Below are 16,178 nucleotides of genomic sequence, written 5' to 3'. Positions count from 1 at the left end.
GCCCCCGCCGCGGCCCGGTCGCCTCTAAGGTCAACGCATCCTGTCAAAATCGCTCCACGTCGCGCAGCAAGATCAGGTTACAGCGCAGCTACTCGGCCGGGGCCGCGCGCTTGGCCTCTTGCTTGCCGGCACGCACGCGGACCAGGCTCTCGGCGTCGACGACGTCGGCGACCGATCGGTGTGACCCCTCCTCGCCGTAGGCTCCGGCTGCCTCACGCCAGCCTGATGGCCGGACCCCCAACTGCTTCCCCAGCAATGCCAAAAAAATCTGGGCCTTCTGTTTGCCGTATCCCGGAAGGGTCATGAGTCGTTTCAGCAACTCTTTGCCGTCCGTGGCATCCGCCCAGATCTTCTCCGGCTGCCCGTCGTAGTGTTCGACGAGGTAGGCCGCGAGCTGCTGGACCCTGGCCGCCATAGACTTCGGGTAGCGGTGCACGGCCGGCTTCTCGGCGAGCAGCGCGGCGAACGCCTCAGGATCATATGAGGCTATCTCCGCGGCCGTGAGGTCGTGCCCCAGCCGCTGCGAGATGGTGAACGGCCCCGTGAACGCCCACTCCATGGGGACCTGCTGGTCGAGGAGCATGCCGACGAGCAGGGCGAGCGGGCTGCGGCCGAGGAGCTCGTCTGCCTCGCTTTGCTGGGCGAGCTGGATGCGCATGGAGACAGCTTCGCATGAATGGGTACCCGGTGACGTGAACACAGCCGTCGAGGAGGCTTGACACACGCCCGAGAAAAGGTGAAATGAGAGCGCAAGTCACCCTGCAGACATTCCTGGGGGTTTGCCCCTGGGTCTCCAGAGGAATCTCACATCTATGCTCGCTCTGGCCACACGGTTCCTGCGGGAACCGGTCAGTCTCAGGCTGGCCGAAGAGTTCCTGACCGTGCCCGTGGACACGATCGACCGCTGTGTCGCGGACGTGTGCGCGTGCACGCAGCATCTCGGCATCTCAGCGACGCCCGAGATCGTGGAACGCATCGCGCGCGAGCACCTGCTCGCCATCGTCAACTCGGCGCCTCCGCCGCGCGGCATGCGATAACCGCGCAGCGGCGCGCACGACGCGCCCCGGGCGCAGCGCCCCGGGCACTGCCCCTATTCGCGCGCCTTCGGCACAGCGCCTACATGCGCCTCCGGCACCGTACCGATATGCGCCTCCGGCACAGTGCCCATGTCGCTGCCCCATTTGTGCCTCCGGCACGAGGTGACCCCGATAACATCGGGGTCACCAGGCCGAGATCTCCGCGCCGTTTGCGCCTGGAATACGAGAGAGTGAGGGTGTGCGCCGACACCGACGAGATCCCCGGGAGAGCACCCCTCCAGACGACGTGTTCAAGGAGATGGTGCAAGCGGCCCGCGAGCTGCTCGCCGTACGCACCCCCTTGGACGCCGAGCTGATGGTCTCCGACATGATCGGAGCCTGGTGGGGCAGGCGGGTCAGAGGCGGCGACGTGGAGCAGGTGCTCGGTGAGGGGCTCGTCGACTACGCCGCCAAGGCCGGCACACCGGCCTCGCTGACGTTGCTCATCTGCCTGGCGTATCTGGGCACCGCCCGCCAGGGCGCCAAGGCCGAGGGCGCGGCGCTGGCGATGATGGAGTCCGGGGTGGCCAGGCCCGGCTGGGCCGACAAGGTCGGCGCCGTCAAGCCCGCGGGCTGTTACGTCTCCCGGGACGCCTACGGCGACCAGGACACGGTGATCTGCACCTTCGCCTACCGCTGGAACGAAACATCGCAGCTGAAGGACCGGCACGCGCTGGTCATGGTCGTCGACTACAACATGAGCGGCATGGCCCGCGACGCCTGGGTGTCCTCACAGGTCGACAAGCTCCTCGAGCAGGCCAGGGCCGAGGCGGCGGACAACCCGATGTTGCTGTTCGAGGAGATCCAGCCCGAGCAGGCCAGAGCGCTGCTCGAGTCGGCGATGAAGGCCACCAGGGAGCCCAAGACGCCGCCCCCGGTGAGCGACAGCTACAGCGCCTACCACGCCTTCGCCCGCGCCCGGCTCAAGGCGCTGCCACCGGGCCGCAAGCGCCCGGCCCCTCTGCACATCGAGGCGCCCTACAGCCGCGAGCGGCGGGCCATGCTGGCGGCGGAGTTCCTGGCCTCGGACGCGGCCGAGCACCTGTCGGACCCCTCGGCGGGCTCGCGGTGCGCCGACCACATCATCGACTACGGCTGCGAGCAGGACTTCAACCGGCCGCTCCGGGTCAGCCCGACCAAGTGCGAGACGTTCCTGCTGGACTGGCTGCCGCGCAAGGTGATGCTGAGCGCGGCCGAGCAGGAGGCCATGCCGCACGTGCTGTCGGCGTGGGTGCGCTTCGCCGCGCAGCGCACGGGGCTGCCCGAGCAGGGGCTCAAGGCCACGCTGGACGCGGTGTGGGAGGCCACGGGCAAGTTCCCAGAGGCTTATCGGGATCCGACGTCGTTCGGGCTCGACCGGGTGCTGCTGGAGCGCCTGCTGCCGGACGGCGACCTGTCGGCGCTGGCCAGGCGGGTCTTCGCGTTCCCCTATCTGCAGGGCACGCACGACGGCATCGAGCTCGACCGGCTCAACCCGGCCGACGAGGCCGACCGGCGCACGCTGCTCGAGATCGACCACGGCGGCACGATCGACCAGGAGCACCTGGCCTGGCACGAGGAGATCGCCACCCGGCTGTGGGAGGGCGACCCGCCGCAGCTGTGGGAGGCCGTGCAACGCCTGCTCGACCTCGGCCACGACCGGCACGACGTGCTCCACGTGCTGATCGAGATCGCCGAGCGGATCGGCGGCGACCCCGACGAGCTGGCCGCGGCCCTCGACGACATCGCCGACATCCCCGACGAAATCTAGAATCTCCCTTCTATGTCGATGTACGTCCGCCTCGCAGAGGGCCGTTACCTGGCGTCCGAGCACACGCAGGGTCCCTGGGACCCGGCCACCCAGCACATGGGCCCGGTCACCGCTCTCATCGTCCACGAGCTGGCCCGTGCCGCGCCGCGCCCGGGATTGGAGCTGTCCAGGCTGGTGGTGGACGTGTTCGCGCCGGTGCCGGTGGCCGAGCTGGAGATCGCGACCGAGGTGGCGCGCGACGGCAAGCGCGTCCAGTGCCTCACGGCGAGCGTGTCGTCCGGCGGCCGCGAGTACGCCAGGGCGAGCGCCTGGCGCATCCGCGAGCTCCGCGAGGCCGGCACGCCCGCGACGCCGGTCCCCGGCCCGCCCGCCCCCGTGCCGCCGCACGGGAGCGGCACGGGGGCGCAGGCGCGCTCGTGGCTGGGCTCCGGCTTCGGGTACGGCAGGGCGCTCGACTGGCGTTTCGTCGCCGGCGGCCCCATGGAGCTCGGCCCGGCCACGGTGTGGGGCAGGCTGACGATCCCGCTGGTCGAGGGCGAGGAGATGACCCCGCTCGAGCGCCTGGCGGTGTTCGCCGACAGCGGCAACGGCGTCAGCTTCGCCCTCGACTTCGCCACCCACGTGTTCGTGAACGTGGACCTGACGATCTCCCTGTTCCGCTCCCCGGAAGGCGAGTGGATCTGCATGGACGCCGAGACCGTCATCGGCCCGTCCGGCCGTGGGCTGACCCGCTCCACCCTGTATGACGAGGCCGGCCAGGTGGGCACGGCGACTCAGACGCTGTTCGTCGCGCCGCGATGAGGCGCCAAGATGACGGAGAGTTGCCATGATGGTGCCATGGTGATCGACCTCAATGCGGACCTGGGCGAGGGCTTCGGCATCTGGCGCCTCGGCGACGACCTCGCGCTGCTCGACATCGTCACGAGCGCCAATGTGGCCTGCGGCTTCCACGCCGGCGATCCCGTCACGATCAGGCGCACCTGCGCCGCGGCCGTGGACCGGGGCGTGACGATCGGGGCCCAGGTGTCCTACCGCGACCTGGCGCACTTCGGCCGCAGGGAGATGGACGTCGAGCCCGAGGAGCTGTGCGCGGAGGTCCTCTACCAGCTCGCGGCCGTGGACGGCATCGCCAGAGCGATGGGCGGCCGGGTGTCGTACGTCAAGCCGCACGGCGCGCTCTACAACCGGGTCGTCCGCGACGAGGTCCAGGCGGCGGCGCTGATCGACGCGGTCGCCGACTACGACCCCTCCCTGCCGGTGCTCACGCTGCCGGGCTCGGTCGTGCACAAGGTGGCGGCGGCCGAGGGCGTGCCGACGGTGAACGAGGCGTTCGCCGACCGCGCCTACACCTCTGCCGGGACGCTCGTGCCGCGCAGGGAGCCGGGCGCCGTGCTCCACGACGCCGCGGCGGTGGCCCAGCGTGCCCTCCAGATGGCCGTGGAGGGCTCTGTGACGGCCGTGGACGGGAGTTCCGTACCGATTTCCGCCCGCTCCATCTGCGTCCACGGAGACACGCCTGACGCCGTCCGGCTGGCGCAGGGGGTGCGGGACGCGTTGCTGGGGGCAGGAGTGGTCCTGCAGGCCTTCGCGTGATCCGGATGGCCGGGGAGCACGGGCTGCTCGTGGAGACGGGTTCTCTGGAGCTGTCGCACCGGCTGGACGCGGCGCTGCGGGACGACAGGCCCGAGGGCGTCGTGGAGATCGTGCCGGGCCCGGACACCGTCCTCGTGGTGGCTCCGGGCGTGGACCAGGCGCGGCTGTGTGCGCGACTGGAGGCGCTCGTGGCGCTGGAGCGCGGCAAGGAGCAGGCCGGAGCGGCCGAGGGACCGGTCGTGACGATTCCCGTGGTCTATGACGGCGCGGATCTCGATTCCGTAGCGGCACTGGCCGGCATCCCCGTGACCGAGGTGATCGAGCGGCACGCCGGGCGGGAGCTGGTGGTGGGGTGGCTGGGCTTCGCGCCGGGGTTCGCCTACCTCACCGGGCTGGATCCGGTGCTGCGGACGCCCAGGCTGGACACGCCGCGCACGTCGGTGCCCGCCGGGTCGGTGGCGATCGCGGGGCCGTATTCGGCGGTCTATCCGAGTGCCTCACCCGGCGGGTGGCGGCTGCTGGGGCGCACATCCGTGCGGGTGTGGGACGTGGAGGCGGACCCGCCGTCGCTGTTCCGTCCGGGCATGCGCGTGCGGTTCGAGCGGGCATGATCGAGATCCTGGCGCCTGGCCCGTACGCGACCGTTCAGGATCTGGGGCGGCCCGGGTACGCCCACCTGGGGGTGCCGCACTCGGGGGCGGCGGACGCGGCGAGCCTGCGGCTGGCGAACCGGCTCGTGGGCAACGCCGAAGGGATGGCGGGGATCGAGCTGACGCTGGGCATGGCGCGGCTGCGGTTCCGCGCGGGGGCGTGGGTGGCGCTGGCGGGGGCGCCCGTGCCGGCCGGTCCCGTCCGGGGCGCGGGCATGGGCGTGCCGTTCTGGGTTCCTGAGGGGGCGGAGCTGCGGCTGGGGATGCCCGAGCGGGGCCTGCGGACGTATCTGGCGGTGCGCGGCGGGATCGCCGTCGAGCCGGTGCTCGGCAGCCGCTCCACCGACTCGCTCTCGGGGCTGGGTCCCGAGCCGCTGCGGGCGGGCGCGCTGCTGCCGGTGGGCCGGCCGGAGGGCGTGATCGCGGTGGACATGGCGCCGCTGCCGGAGCAGCGACCGGCCGTGCTGCGGGTGCTGCCGGGGCCGCGCGACGACTGGTTCACGCCCGAGGCGCTGGAGGACATGTGCGCGCGGCCCTACACCGTGAGCCAGGACAGCAACCGCGTCGGCGTGCGCCTGCACGGGCCGGAGCTGGCCCGGGCGAAGGAGGGCGAGCTGCCGAGCGAAGGCATGGTCGCCGGGGCGATCCAGGTGCCACCGAGCGGGCAGCCCATCGTGTTCCTGGCCGACCACCCGCCGACCGGCGGCTATCCGGTGATCGGCGTCGTACGCGCCGCGGATCTGGCGCTCGCCGCCCAGCTCAGGCCGGGCGACGAGGTGTGGTTCACCACGCGGCCCGGCCGGTGACGCAGGTGATGACCGCGCCCGGCGACCTGGGTGAAAGCGCGCAACAAGTGGCAGAGTCTCCCGTACAGGTCTTTCCCCGTTAACATGCCGCCCCCAGACTGTATGATGTGGCGGACTTTGATGTTGTGGTCCTGGGTTCCGGACCTGGTGGGCAGAAGGCCGCGATCGCGGCGGCGAAACTCGGCAAGCGCGTCGCGATAGTCGAGAAAAAGCACATGATCGGCGGCGTGTGCATCAACACGGGCACGATCCCCTCCAAAACCCTGCGTGAGGCGGTCCTCTACCTGACGGGGCTCAACCAGCGCGAGCTGTACGGCGCCAGCTACCGCGTCAAGGAGGAGATCACGGTCGCGGACCTGGGGATGCGCACACAGCACGTCATCGGCAGGGAAATCCAGGTCATCCGCAGCCAGCTGGCCCGCAACCACGTGACCGTCCTGCACGGCACCGGCCGGTTCCTGGACCCGCACACGATCGGCATCATCCATGACGATGACGAGAGCGCGGAGAAGAAGATCACCGCGGACAAGATCGTCATCGCCACCGGCACCTCGCCGGCCCGCCCGGACAGCGTCGAGTTCGACGGCAGCACGGTCATCGACTCCGACGCGATCCTCCACATGGAGCGGGTGCCCGAGACGCTCGTCGTCGTGGGCGCCGGGGTCATCGGCATCGAGTACGCCTCCATGTTCGCCGCGCTCGGCACCAAGGTGACGGTCGTGGAGCGGCGCGAGCGCATGCTGGAGTTCTGCGACCTGGAGATCGTCGAGGCGCTGAAGTACCACCTGCGGGACCTGGCCGTGACCTTCAGGTTCGGCGAGAACGTGGCCGCCGTCGAGCGCCGCCCGGGCGGCGCGCTGACCCTCCTGGAGAGCGGCAAGAAGATCCCGGCCGACTGCGTCATGTACTCGGCGGGGCGGCAGGGCAAGACCTCCGAGCTGTGCCTGGAGGCGGCGGGCCTGGCCGCCGACGCGCGGGGCAGGATCGCGGTGGACGACAACTACGCCACGCCCGTCCCCCACATTTACGCGGTCGGCGACGTGATCGGCTTTCCGGCGCTCGCGGCCACCTCCATGGAGCAGGGCCGGCTGGCCGCCCAGCACGCGTGCGGCGAGCCGGTCGAGGAGCTGGCCGACCTGCCGCCGATCGGGATCTACACGATCCCGGAGATCAGCTTCGTCGGGAAGTCGGAGGACGAGCTGACCCGGGACAAGATCCCGTTCGAGGTGGGCATCTCGCGCTACCGGGAGCTGGCCAGGGGGCAGATCATCGGCGACTCCTACGGGATGCTCAAGCTGCTGGTGTCCTCCGAGGACCGGCGGCTGCTCGGCGTGCACGTGTTCGGCACGGGGGCGACGGAGCTGGTGCACATCGGGCAGACCGTGATGGGGTGCGGCGGGAACGTGGACTACCTGGTCAACGCGGTGTTCAACTATCCGACGCTGGCGGAGTCGTACAAGGTGGCGGCGCTGGACGCGATGAACAAGATGCGGGTGGTGGCCCGGCTCACGGCAGGCATGTAAGCCGGGCCCTCTTCCTCCGTGAAGGTCCACGTCTGGTTGGCTTCGCGATCTGAGGTCCCGAAATAGGGATATATCCCTACGCGCTCCGGGGCTCCGATCACTACGCTCGCGATGGTTCATCGACGGGAGGCGTGCGTGCGGAGCAAGACCCTGACGGGGTGGCTGCCAGGATTCCTGGTGCTGGCGGCCATCTGGGGCAACAGTTTCTTCTTCATCAAGGTCGCGGTGGGGTCGCTCCATCCGCTGCAGGTGTCGTTCGGCCGGATGGCCATCGGGGCCGCCGTCCTGCTGGTCGCGCTCGCGATCTCCCGGCGGACGCTCCCCCGCGATCCCCGCCTCTGGGGACACTTCCTCATCGCGTCCGTGGTGCTCACCACGCTCCCCTTCACGCTGTTCGCGTACGGCGAGCAGTACGTCTCGTCGGTCGTGGCCGCGATCTGGAACGCCACGACGCCGCTGTGCACGCTGGCCTTCACGCTCATGCTGCGTGCCGAGCGATCGACGCCCGGCCGGGTGACGGGGCTCGGGCTGGGATTCGCCGGGGTCATGGTGGTGCTCGGGGTGTGGCAGCCGATGGACGGCGGGCAACTGGGCGGCAGCCTGGCCTGCTTCGGCGCGGCGCTGTGCTACGGGGTCGGGGGCGCGTACATGGGGCGGTTCATCACCGGGCGCCGTCCTGAGCCCGCTGTGGCGCTGGCGACCGGGCAGCTCGTCGCGGGGACCTTCCAGCTCGCCGCCGTCACGGTGCTGGCGGGGGTGCCGCTGGTGGACTTCGGGGCGCCTGCCCAGGTGTGGTGGAGTCTCGCGGCCCTCGGCGGGCTCGGGACGGGGCTGGCGTATCTGCTGCTGTACTGGGTGCAGGCGCGGGCGGGAGTGACGACGACGTCGACGGTGACGTACCTGCTGCCGGTGTTCGCGGCGGCGTCCGGCGTGGTGGTGCTGGGCGAGACGATCAGCTGGAACCAGCCCGTGGGCGCGGTCATCATCCTCGCCGCCATCGCTCTCACGCAGGGCGCCCTGAGGCGGTCCCGCGAACGCGCCACCGCCCCGGCCGCCTGAGCCGGGCTCAGAGCACGTCGGCGGGCCCCGCACGCAGCGCGGGCGGGGACGCCGACCTCGCGAGAGTGGGTCAGTCGGCGCTGGGGCGGCGACCGCGGGGGGCGGGTTTCTTGCGGCCCGCCACCAGCGTGTCACCGGGCGCCGGAGCAGGTGCCGGGTCGTCGCCCCGCTTGGGTTCGGCCGCTTGGCCCCGGGGGCGGGGGTGCGGGGCCGTGTCGTCGGTCGGTGACCCCTCCGAAGGCGGTTCGTCCTCCGGAGCCTTGGCCGGGGCGGACGGGTCCGGGGCGCGGAGCGAGGCGATGACCCGGTCCGCCTCGTTGTCGGCGGCGAACTCCTCCGCCGCCTCCGACTCCCTCCGGCGGATCACCACCATATGGTCCACCGACACCCGCCCGGCTCCCACCGCGGCGAGCAGGAGGGACGCGGCTCCCAGGAGGATCAGCTCGTTCGTGGTAATCGGGTTGAGCGGCGTCGCAACCAGGAACACCGCCAGGGCCTCGGCGAACAGGATGAGCCCGGTGATGGACACCGCCAGCCCGGCGATCAGCAGCGCGCCGCCGATGAGTTCGGAGAGCATTGTGACCGTTGCCCAGGCTTGGGGCGCGGGCGCGCCCTGCTCGAGAAATCTCGCCCCGGTGTTGATGAGACCGTTTTCCAGCTTGGTCCAGCCGTTGGCGAAGAAAATGCCGCCCACTCCGACGCGGGCGACTAAAGCGGCAAGATCACGAAGGACCTGTTTCACGGTAATTGTCTGCCCTAACGGGGACATGACACACCTTTCTCATGGCTCGGGAGCTACGCTCCCTTCGCGTCATCACGGCTGAGCAGCATGGCCACCGCGACGGCGGTCAAGCTCAGCAGGACGACGCTCACGACCACGGTCGTGTGCAGGGCGTTGACGAAGGCCCAGCGGGCGGCGTCGAGCAGCGCGCCGCCCGCGCTGCCGCCGACCTCGTCCGCGACGTGCGCGGCGGCGGCGAGTGACTGTCTGGCCTTGTCCATGCCGCCCTCAGACACTCCGGGCACGGCGGGCAGTCCGGGGGCATAGACGATCGCGGTGATCGTGCCGAGCACGGCCACGCCCATGCCCGCGCCGAGCTCGTATGCGGTCTCCTCGATGGCCGCGGCTCCGCCCGCCTGGGACTCCGTGGCCGAGGCCATGATCGTGTCGGAGGCGGCCAGCAGCGCCACCTGCACGCCGAACCCGATGCCGACGAAGCAGATCGCCAGCATGACGGGGTGACCCTCGACGCCCCAGCCCAGCGTGGGTGTCATGGCCAGCGCGACGAGCCCGAGGCCGCCGCTCATCGTGGCCCGCATGCCGACCTTGGGCAGGATATGGGCCGCGGCGAGCCCGCCGACGATGGCCGACAACACCAGCGGCAACATCCTCACGGCGGCACGCAGCGGGCTGTCGCCGAGCACGAGCTGCAGGTATTGGGCGAGCATGAGCTGCAGCCCCACCAGTGCGAACACGCCGAGCAGCACGCCGGCAACACCGGTCGTGAACTCCCGCCGCCGGAACAGCCCGACTTCCAGCAGCGGCACCCGTAGCCGGGTCTGCCGCCGGACGAACACGACCAGCAGGGCCAGCCCGGCCAGGAACACCAGCGCCGACGCCCACAGCGGCATCAGACTGCCCGAACCCGCCTCTTTCAGCCCGAACGCCAGCGCCAGGATCCCGAGCACCGACAGCACCGCACTGACGGCGTCCCAGGGCCGTCCCTTGTGCACGGGCGACTCGGGCAGCAGGCGTACGGCGGCGGGCAGCAGCACCAGCAGGATCGGCACGTTGATGAGGAACACCGCGCCCCACCAGACGCCGACCAGCACGCCGCCGATGAGCGGCCCCACGGCCGCCCCGGCGGCCGCGACCGCGCTCCAGACGCCCAGGGCGATGGCCCGCTCGCGCCGGTCGGTGAACACCTGGCGGATGAGCGAGAGCGTGGCCGGCATGATCATGGCGCCGCCGACACCGAGCAGCGCCCTGGCCAGGATGAGCGTCAGCGGTGTGGGGGCGAACGCGGCCGCCGCCGAGGCCACGCCGAACAGCACGAAGCCACACAGGACCAGCCGTTTGCGCCCATATCTGTCACCGAGCGTGCCGAACATGATCAGCAGGGGCGCGACCACCAGCGAGTAGGTGTCGATGATCCACAGCAGCTGCACCGCCGACGGCTCCAGCGCGGCCGTGAGCGCGGGCACCGCGATGTGCAGGACCGTGGCGTCGACCGTGATCAGCAGCAGGCTCAGGCAGAGCAGGACAAGAATGGACCAGCGGTGGTCACCGCGCCCGCGATCGGCAGTCCGTACGGGGGGTGCGGCCTGTGTGACGGTCATGGGCCTCCTTGCAGGCCGATCCGTGACAGGGCCCGCACGTGCTATTCGGTCGGCCGCTTGCGTGCCGCGCCTCGACACTCGCTCCTTCTCGAGCTCTGGCGCTCCGGCTCGCGCGCTCCGGCTTGCGTGGCAGCTTAGGCTATGCGGCGCGCTTGTCATAGCGGTATCGCCCGATCCACGGTGGCCCGTACCTCTCTAGAGAGATACAGCCATATGTCGGTATCTATCCAACATTCGCCCGTCAGCCGATCATGGGTCGCGTGGGGACCGATGGAAGTACCAGAAATGACGACATTCCAGATAGGTCCTCACGCGAATGGTGTGACGAGGCCCTGACCAGGCTTGACGCCGGCCGGCCCGAGTCCGCGCTGGACGCCGCGCGCCGGGCCGCGGACCTGGATCCGGGCGCGGAGTGGGCGTACCGGCTGATCAGCCTCGCCCACGAGCGGCTGGGCCGCGACGCCGACGCGGTGCCCCCTGCGGAGCGGGCAGTGGAGCTGGCCCGCGGCTCCTGGGCGGCCCGCCTGCGCCTGGCCGCGATCCTGCGCAGGACACCGGGCCGCTGGCGGGAGGCGGTCGAGCACGCGGAGCTGGCCAGGAAGTTCGCGCCGGAGGAGCCCGACCCCGAGGTCATGCTGGGCGACCTGGCGCTGCTGCGCGGCGATCATGCCGACGCCGGGCGCTCCTACCTGGCGGCCCTCGCCGCCGACCCCGGGCACCGGCAGGCCCGGGTCAATCTGGCGCTGTCGCTGCTGCGCTGGGACCGGCCCCGCCCGCACCACGATCCGGCCTGGCCGGTGGATCCGCGCGACACCGGCAGGGCCCGGCGGGCGCTGGAGGTGTGGTCGCGGCAGTCGCGCCTGCTGGTCGCCGTCGCCACTGTGGCCGTCGCGGTCTCGGCGCTGCTGTTCGACCTGGGCGCGCAGGCGCAGCTGGCCGGGTTCGCGGTGCTCGTCCTGCTGGTGCCGCTCACGGTCGGGCAGGCGCGGCGGGTAAGGCTGTGGTCGTACGTGCCCGCGATGTTCGGCAGGGACCCGTGGCTGGGTGCGGGCGTCGTGTCGGCCGCGGTGTCGGTGCTCGCGTTCGCCGCATGGTTGCTGCTGGGGGCGATGCCCGCGGTGCCGTCCTCGTTCGATCCGGTGTGGGCGGGGCTGGCGGGCATCGTGGTGCTGGGCTGGCCGGCGCTGGCCGCCGTGCGCGCGCTGGCCGAGGCGTGGCGTGGCAGGCCGCTGGCGGCGCTGGAGCAGTTGCTCCTGGCCGGCGCCGACCGCACCGCCAGGAGGAACACCGGCGTCACGCTCTGGATCCTGCTCTGCAGGACCTGGTCCATCCTCGTGCCGGTGGTGTGCGGGGCGCTCGCGGTGGAGCCCCGGGCCGCCGTGGCGGCGCTGGCGGTGCCGTACCCGATGGTGCGCGGCTACCTGCGTGCCCGCTACCGCGACGACGCCTGGCTGGCCGCCGCGACGGGCTTCGTCGTGCTGGCGGCCGCGGCCTGCGCGGCGGGTGGGGCGCTGGCCTCGGCGTGGGCGTGGCGGATCGGTCTGGGCGCGCTCGGCGCGGCGATGGCCGTGTTCGCGGCGCGGGCGCTGCGGGCGTGGTGGCGGGGCGGTCCGGGGCCGTGGCGGGCCTCCCTGATCATGTCCGACCCGCCGATGGGCGCCGCTCCGTCCATCGTGCTGACCCCTGAGGTGCGCCAGACCTTCTCCTACGCCCGCAGCATCGTCCTGTCGTACGGCGACCAGCTGGGTCCCCGGGTCGTGGGCGCGGCCGCGTCCGTCACGCCCACCGGCGAGCTGCGGCTGATCGCGGAGACCGAGGCGTGGGAGGCGATCGAGGCCGACCCGCGGGTGGCGGTGTTCGCGGCCGACCCGCTGCAGCGGCGGTTCTGGGTGGAGGTACGGGGCATCGCCCTGCCGGACTCCGACATCCTGCGCGTCACCCCCAAAGAGGTGCTGGTCGGCGAATTCCCTGGGCGGCACCAGCGGCGCTGACTAGAATTTCGTTCTATGAGAACCCTGCGTACGCCCGAGGAACGCTTCGCGGATCTCCCTGATTTCCCTTACGAGCCCCGGTACGCCGACGTGGCCGATGGCCTGCGCATGGCGTACGTGGAGGCGGGCCCGGGTGACGGCGAGCCCGTCGTGCTGCTGCACGGCGAGCCGTCGTGGTCGTTCCTCTACCGGCACGTCATGCCCGAGCTGGCCGCGGCCGGACTGCGCGCGATCGCGGTCGATCTCATCGGGTTCGGCCGCTCCGACAAGCCGGCCGAGATCGCCGACCACACCTACGCCAGGCACGTCGAGTGGACCCGCACCCTGCTGCTCGATGCGCTCGAGCTGAGCGGGGTCACCATGGTGGGCCAGGACTGGGGCGGGCTGATCGGGTTGCGGATCGCGGCGGAGAACCCCGGGAGCGTCGCCAGGATCGTGGCGGCCAACACGGGGTTGCCCACCGGTGACATTCCCATGCCCGAGGTGTGGCATCGGTTCAAGGACGCGGTGCTGAAGGCTCCGGTCCTCGATATCGCCAGGTTGGTCCAGGCGGGCTGCACGAGCGAGCTGCCTGCGGAGGTGCGGGCGGCCTACGACGCTCCGTTCCCCGACGAGTCGTACAAGGCGGGTCCGCGCGCCATGCCGGGGCTCGTCCCGATCTCCCCCGACGATCCCGCCGCCCCCGCCAACCGCGCTGCCTGGGAGGTCCTCACGACACTCGATCGGCCGTTCCTGGTGGCCTTCTCCGACGGCGATCCGATCACCGGGGGCATGGCGCCTGTTCTGCTCAAATCGATCTCAGGCACGTCCGGCCTGGCACATCCCGTGATCAAAGGTGCGGGACACTTCCTTCAGGAGGACGCGGGCGCGGAACTCGGGCGTCAGATCGCCGTGTTCGTGACCGCCACCTAGCGTGTCAGGAGCGCCCAAGAGTCGGTCCGGTGCGGTATAACCGGGGGCGGACCGGGGAGGCGTGATGCGTGAGTCCGGCAGGGCCCAGGCCGCGGGGCGGGCCGCAGCGCGGGATCTGTTCGAGCAGGTGCGAGAGCGCTATTTCCAGATTCCCCCTGCCATGCGCCGGGTGCTCTACGTGGTCGTGCTCGTCGCCACCATGGGGGTGGGCGCCGCGCTCGGCTGGAACCTGGGCGCGACCTTTGTCACCACGCTGGTGCTCCTCGCCTTCATCGCGCTGACCATGCGTTTCCCCCGCGCCGCCGCCACCTCGCTGGTGGTCGTGGGCTGGGGCGTGGTGGCTTTGTATCTGTTCCAAGCGCTCTATCCGCCCGGCTCCATGGCCGTGCATCTGATGGTCGGGCTGGCCCTCCTCGTGGCCGCCGCCGCGCATCTCATCCGATGGGTGACGCCGTGGGTGACCACCCTGGTGGCGCTCATTCCCGCGGGCATGCTCGCCGCCGCGCTGTCGCCCGTGTCGCCCACCGTCTCCGTGTGGACGGGCTACGCCACGGCGCTGGCCGTGCTCGTCTACCGATTCGTGCTCGCCCGCCAGGCGAAGGCGGCCAACGCCGCCGTGGAGGAGCAGGTCCGGGTCAGGGTGCGCGAGGGCAGGCCGGAGTCGGCGCACGACAGGGGCGGCGCGCCGCCGCAGATCTCCGTGGAGGAGGCGCTCGGGGAGCTGGAGAGCATGATCGGCCTGGCCCCGGTCAAGGAGCAGGTGCGCTCCATCGCCGCCTCCATCGAGGCCTCCAGGCTGCGCGCCGAGGCCGGCTACACCGCCGAGCGGCCCACCAGGCACTTCGTGTTCGCCGGTCCGCCGGGCACCGGCAAGACCAGCGTGGCGCGCGCGCTCGCCAAGATCTTCTACGCGTTCGGTCTGCTGGAGACCCCCTACGTGGTCGAGGCGCAGCGGGCCGACCTGGTGGGCGAGTTCCTGGGCGCGACCGCGATCAAGACCAACGAGCTGGTCGACCGGGCGCTCGGCGGGGTGTTGTTCATCGACGAGGCCTACGGGCTGGTCAACTCCTCCGACGGCCAGCCTGACCGGTTCGGCGCCGAGGCCGTGCAGACCCTGCTCAAACGGGCCGAGGACGACCGCGACCGGGTGATCATCATCCTGGCCGGCTACGAGCAGGAGATGAGCGGGTTCCTGTCCAGCAACCCGGGCCTGGCCAGCAGATTCGCCACCCGGGTGCGCTTCCCCGGCTACTCCCCCGCCGAGCTGGTCGAGGTCACCGAGCTGCTCCAGCGGCGCAGGGGCGACACGATGGACGCCGAGACCCGGCGCGTGCTGCTCAGCAGATACGAGGACGTGCACCGGCGCGGCCTGGTCGACGAGCTCGGCAACGCCAGGTTCGCGCGCAGCCTGGTCGAGGCGGCCGCGCAGGCCCGCGACGTGCGCGTGGTGGGCGCCGGCGGCACGCCGAGCACACAGGATCTGGTCACGACCACCACGGCCGACGTGACGAAGGCGTTCGAGGAGCTGACCGCGCGCTTCCGCGGCTACGTCGCCACACCCACGCTCGAGGAGGCGCTGGCCGATCTCGACAGGATGGCGGGCCTGGCGCCGGTCAAGCGGCAGGTGCACGCGATCGCCGCCCAGCTGCAGGTGGCGCGGATGCGCCAGGAGCGCGGCCTGCCGACGCCGCAGCAGATGCGGCATTTCGTGTTCGCCGGCCCGCCCGGCACCGGCAAGACCACCGTCGCCAGGGTGCTGGGCCGGATCTTCGCCGCGCTCGGCCTGCTGGCCCGGCCCGACGTGGTCGAGGCGCACCGGGCCGACCTGGTCGGCCAGCACCTCGGCGCGACCGCGATCAAGACCAACGAGCTGGTCGACCGGGCGCTCGGCGGGGTGTTGTTCATCGACGAGGCCTACAGCCTGGTCAACCCCGGCTACCAAGGCGGCGACGCGTTCGGCTCCGAGGCCGTGCAGACCCTCCTCAAGCGGGCCGAGGACGACCGCGACCGGCTCGTCATCGTCCTGGCCGGCTACGAGCGCGAGATGGACGCGTTCCTGGCCACCAACCCCGGTCTGGCCAGCCGGTTCAACCAGCGGGTGGCCTTCCCCAGCTACTCGCCGCAGGAGCTGACCGAGATCGCGGTGCTGCTCGCCGAGAAGTCGGGCGACACGTTCGACGAGGACGCCCTGCGCAACCTCGACGAGGTGTTCGCCTGGGTGTGCGAGGAGCGGCTGATCGACGGGCTCGGCAACGGCCGCTTCGCCAGGTCCCTGTTCGAGCGCGCGGCCATGCGCCGCGACGTGCGACTGGCCGCGCACGCCGCGCGCGGCGGGTCCGCCAGCTCCGCCGACCTGACCACGATCACGAGCGAGGACGTCGCCACGGCCGTGGACGAGCTTTCCGGACGCTGACTTACCCCGGCTGCGTGCGCAGCACCGCTCACATGGTGTAGCTATATGACTACATGCCGTGCGCG

Annotated in this window: 14 protein-coding genes; 11 read left to right on the top strand and 3 right to left on the bottom strand. The window is 71.4% G+C overall.

From position 1 onward, the window contains the following. Positions 1–88 precede the first annotated feature (88 nt). Complete coding sequence (locus tag OHA25_RS27050; RefSeq protein WP_327590268.1) at positions 89–658, bottom strand: HhH-GPD-type base excision DNA repair protein; 570 nt, start codon at positions 656–658, stop codon at positions 89–91. A gap of 154 nt (positions 659–812) precedes the next feature. Here OHA25_RS27050 and OHA25_RS27045 point away from each other — a divergent pair, with 154 nt between their 5' ends. From OHA25_RS27045 to OHA25_RS27010, 8 genes are all read left to right on the top strand, one after another. Next, the gene (locus OHA25_RS27045) at positions 813–1,037 is read left to right on the top strand and encodes a hypothetical protein (protein ID WP_305922567.1); all 225 of its coding nucleotides are present in this window, start codon (positions 813–815) and stop codon (positions 1,035–1,037) included. Positions 1,038–1,335: 298 nt separating this feature from the next. Beyond that, on the top strand, positions 1,336–2,826 hold the full coding sequence (locus tag OHA25_RS27040; RefSeq protein WP_327591048.1) for a hypothetical protein: 1,491 nt from the start codon (positions 1,336–1,338) through the stop codon (positions 2,824–2,826). Between the two features lie 12 nt (positions 2,827–2,838). After that, the gene (locus OHA25_RS27035; protein WP_327590267.1) at positions 2,839–3,627 is read left to right on the top strand and encodes a thioesterase family protein; all 789 of its coding nucleotides are present in this window, start codon (positions 2,839–2,841) and stop codon (positions 3,625–3,627) included. Positions 3,628–3,663: 36 nt separating this feature from the next. Beyond that, positions 3,664–4,419 (top strand): LamB/YcsF family protein, encoded by a 756-nt coding sequence (locus tag OHA25_RS27030; RefSeq protein ID WP_305922564.1) that lies wholly within the window; start codon positions 3,664–3,666, stop codon positions 4,417–4,419. 5 nt (positions 4,420–4,424) lie between these two features. Next, entirely contained in the window at positions 4,425–5,030 is a 606-nt protein-coding gene (locus tag OHA25_RS27025) for a 5-oxoprolinase subunit B family protein (protein WP_327590266.1), read from the top strand. After that, positions 5,027–5,875 (top strand): biotin-dependent carboxyltransferase family protein, encoded by an 849-nt coding sequence (locus OHA25_RS27020; RefSeq protein ID WP_327590265.1) that lies wholly within the window; start codon positions 5,027–5,029, stop codon positions 5,873–5,875. The genes OHA25_RS27025 and OHA25_RS27020 overlap by 4 nt, the downstream gene beginning before the upstream one ends. 107 nt (positions 5,876–5,982) lie before the next feature. Beyond that, positions 5,983–7,398, top strand: coding sequence for a Si-specific NAD(P)(+) transhydrogenase (gene sthA / locus OHA25_RS27015; RefSeq protein WP_327590264.1), 1,416 nt, complete (start codon positions 5,983–5,985; stop codon positions 7,396–7,398). Between the two features lie 135 nt (positions 7,399–7,533). Beyond that, complete coding sequence (locus tag OHA25_RS27010; protein WP_327590263.1) at positions 7,534–8,457, top strand: DMT family transporter; 924 nt, start codon at positions 7,534–7,536, stop codon at positions 8,455–8,457. A 70-nt stretch (positions 8,458–8,527) separates the two neighbouring features. Here the strand turns inward: OHA25_RS27010 and OHA25_RS27005 are convergent, their stop codons facing one another. Both OHA25_RS27005 and OHA25_RS27000 read right to left on the bottom strand, forming a co-directional pair. Then, positions 8,528–9,199 (bottom strand): DoxX family protein, encoded by a 672-nt coding sequence (locus OHA25_RS27005; RefSeq protein ID WP_327590262.1) that lies wholly within the window; start codon positions 9,197–9,199, stop codon positions 8,528–8,530. A gap of 53 nt (positions 9,200–9,252) precedes the next feature. Continuing rightward, on the bottom strand, positions 9,253–10,797 hold the full coding sequence (locus OHA25_RS27000) for an MFS transporter (protein ID WP_327590261.1): 1,545 nt from the start codon (positions 10,795–10,797) through the stop codon (positions 9,253–9,255). A 251-nt stretch (positions 10,798–11,048) separates the two neighbouring features. Between OHA25_RS27000 and OHA25_RS26995 the strand changes: the two genes are divergently transcribed. The 3 genes from OHA25_RS26995 to OHA25_RS26985 all read left to right on the top strand — a co-directional run bounded on the left by OHA25_RS26995 (position 11,049) and on the right by OHA25_RS26985 (position 16,113). After that, entirely contained in the window at positions 11,049–12,788 is a 1,740-nt protein-coding gene (locus OHA25_RS26995; protein WP_442942138.1) for a tetratricopeptide repeat protein, read from the top strand. Between the two features lie 15 nt (positions 12,789–12,803). Next, on the top strand, positions 12,804–13,700 hold the full coding sequence (locus OHA25_RS26990) for a haloalkane dehalogenase (protein ID WP_327590259.1): 897 nt from the start codon (positions 12,804–12,806) through the stop codon (positions 13,698–13,700). Positions 13,701–13,764: 64 nt separating this feature from the next. Continuing rightward, positions 13,765–16,113, top strand: a complete 2,349-nt coding sequence (locus OHA25_RS26985) for an AAA family ATPase (RefSeq protein WP_327590258.1) — start codon at positions 13,765–13,767, stop codon at positions 16,111–16,113. The last annotated feature ends 65 nt before the right edge of the window (positions 16,114–16,178 follow it).

Origin of the sequence: Nonomuraea sp. NBC_00507 (assembly GCF_036013525.1) — a bacterium.
Lineage (GTDB): Bacteria > Actinomycetota > Actinomycetes > Streptosporangiales > Streptosporangiaceae > Nonomuraea.
Note: the sequence above shows the minus strand (reverse complement) of the source record. Positions and strands in the feature narration are given on the sequence as shown.

Coding starts and splice junctions, on each gene's coding strand:
- OHA25_RS27035 (WP_327590267.1), top strand. CDS start 2,839: ATGTCGATGTACGTCCGCCTCGCAGAGGGCCGTTACCTGGCGTCCGAG.
- OHA25_RS27000 (WP_327590261.1), bottom strand. CDS start 10,797: ATGACCGTCACACAGGCCGCACCCCCCGTACGGACTGCCGATCGCGGG.
- OHA25_RS27030 (WP_305922564.1), top strand. CDS start 3,664: ATGGTGATCGACCTCAATGCGGACCTGGGCGAGGGCTTCGGCATCTGG.
- OHA25_RS27040 (WP_327591048.1), top strand. CDS start 1,336: ATGGTGCAAGCGGCCCGCGAGCTGCTCGCCGTACGCACCCCCTTGGAC.
- OHA25_RS26990 (WP_327590259.1), top strand. CDS start 12,804: ATGAGAACCCTGCGTACGCCCGAGGAACGCTTCGCGGATCTCCCTGAT.
- OHA25_RS27020 (WP_327590265.1), top strand. CDS start 5,027: ATGATCGAGATCCTGGCGCCTGGCCCGTACGCGACCGTTCAGGATCTG.
- OHA25_RS26995 (WP_442942138.1), top strand. CDS start 11,049: ATGGGTCGCGTGGGGACCGATGGAAGTACCAGAAATGACGACATTCCA.
- OHA25_RS27025 (WP_327590266.1), top strand. CDS start 4,425: ATGGCCGGGGAGCACGGGCTGCTCGTGGAGACGGGTTCTCTGGAGCTG.
- OHA25_RS26985 (WP_327590258.1), top strand. CDS start 13,765: ATGCGTGAGTCCGGCAGGGCCCAGGCCGCGGGGCGGGCCGCAGCGCGG.
- OHA25_RS27050 (WP_327590268.1), bottom strand. CDS start 658: ATGCGCATCCAGCTCGCCCAGCAAAGCGAGGCAGACGAGCTCCTCGGC.
- OHA25_RS27045 (WP_305922567.1), top strand. CDS start 813: ATGCTCGCTCTGGCCACACGGTTCCTGCGGGAACCGGTCAGTCTCAGG.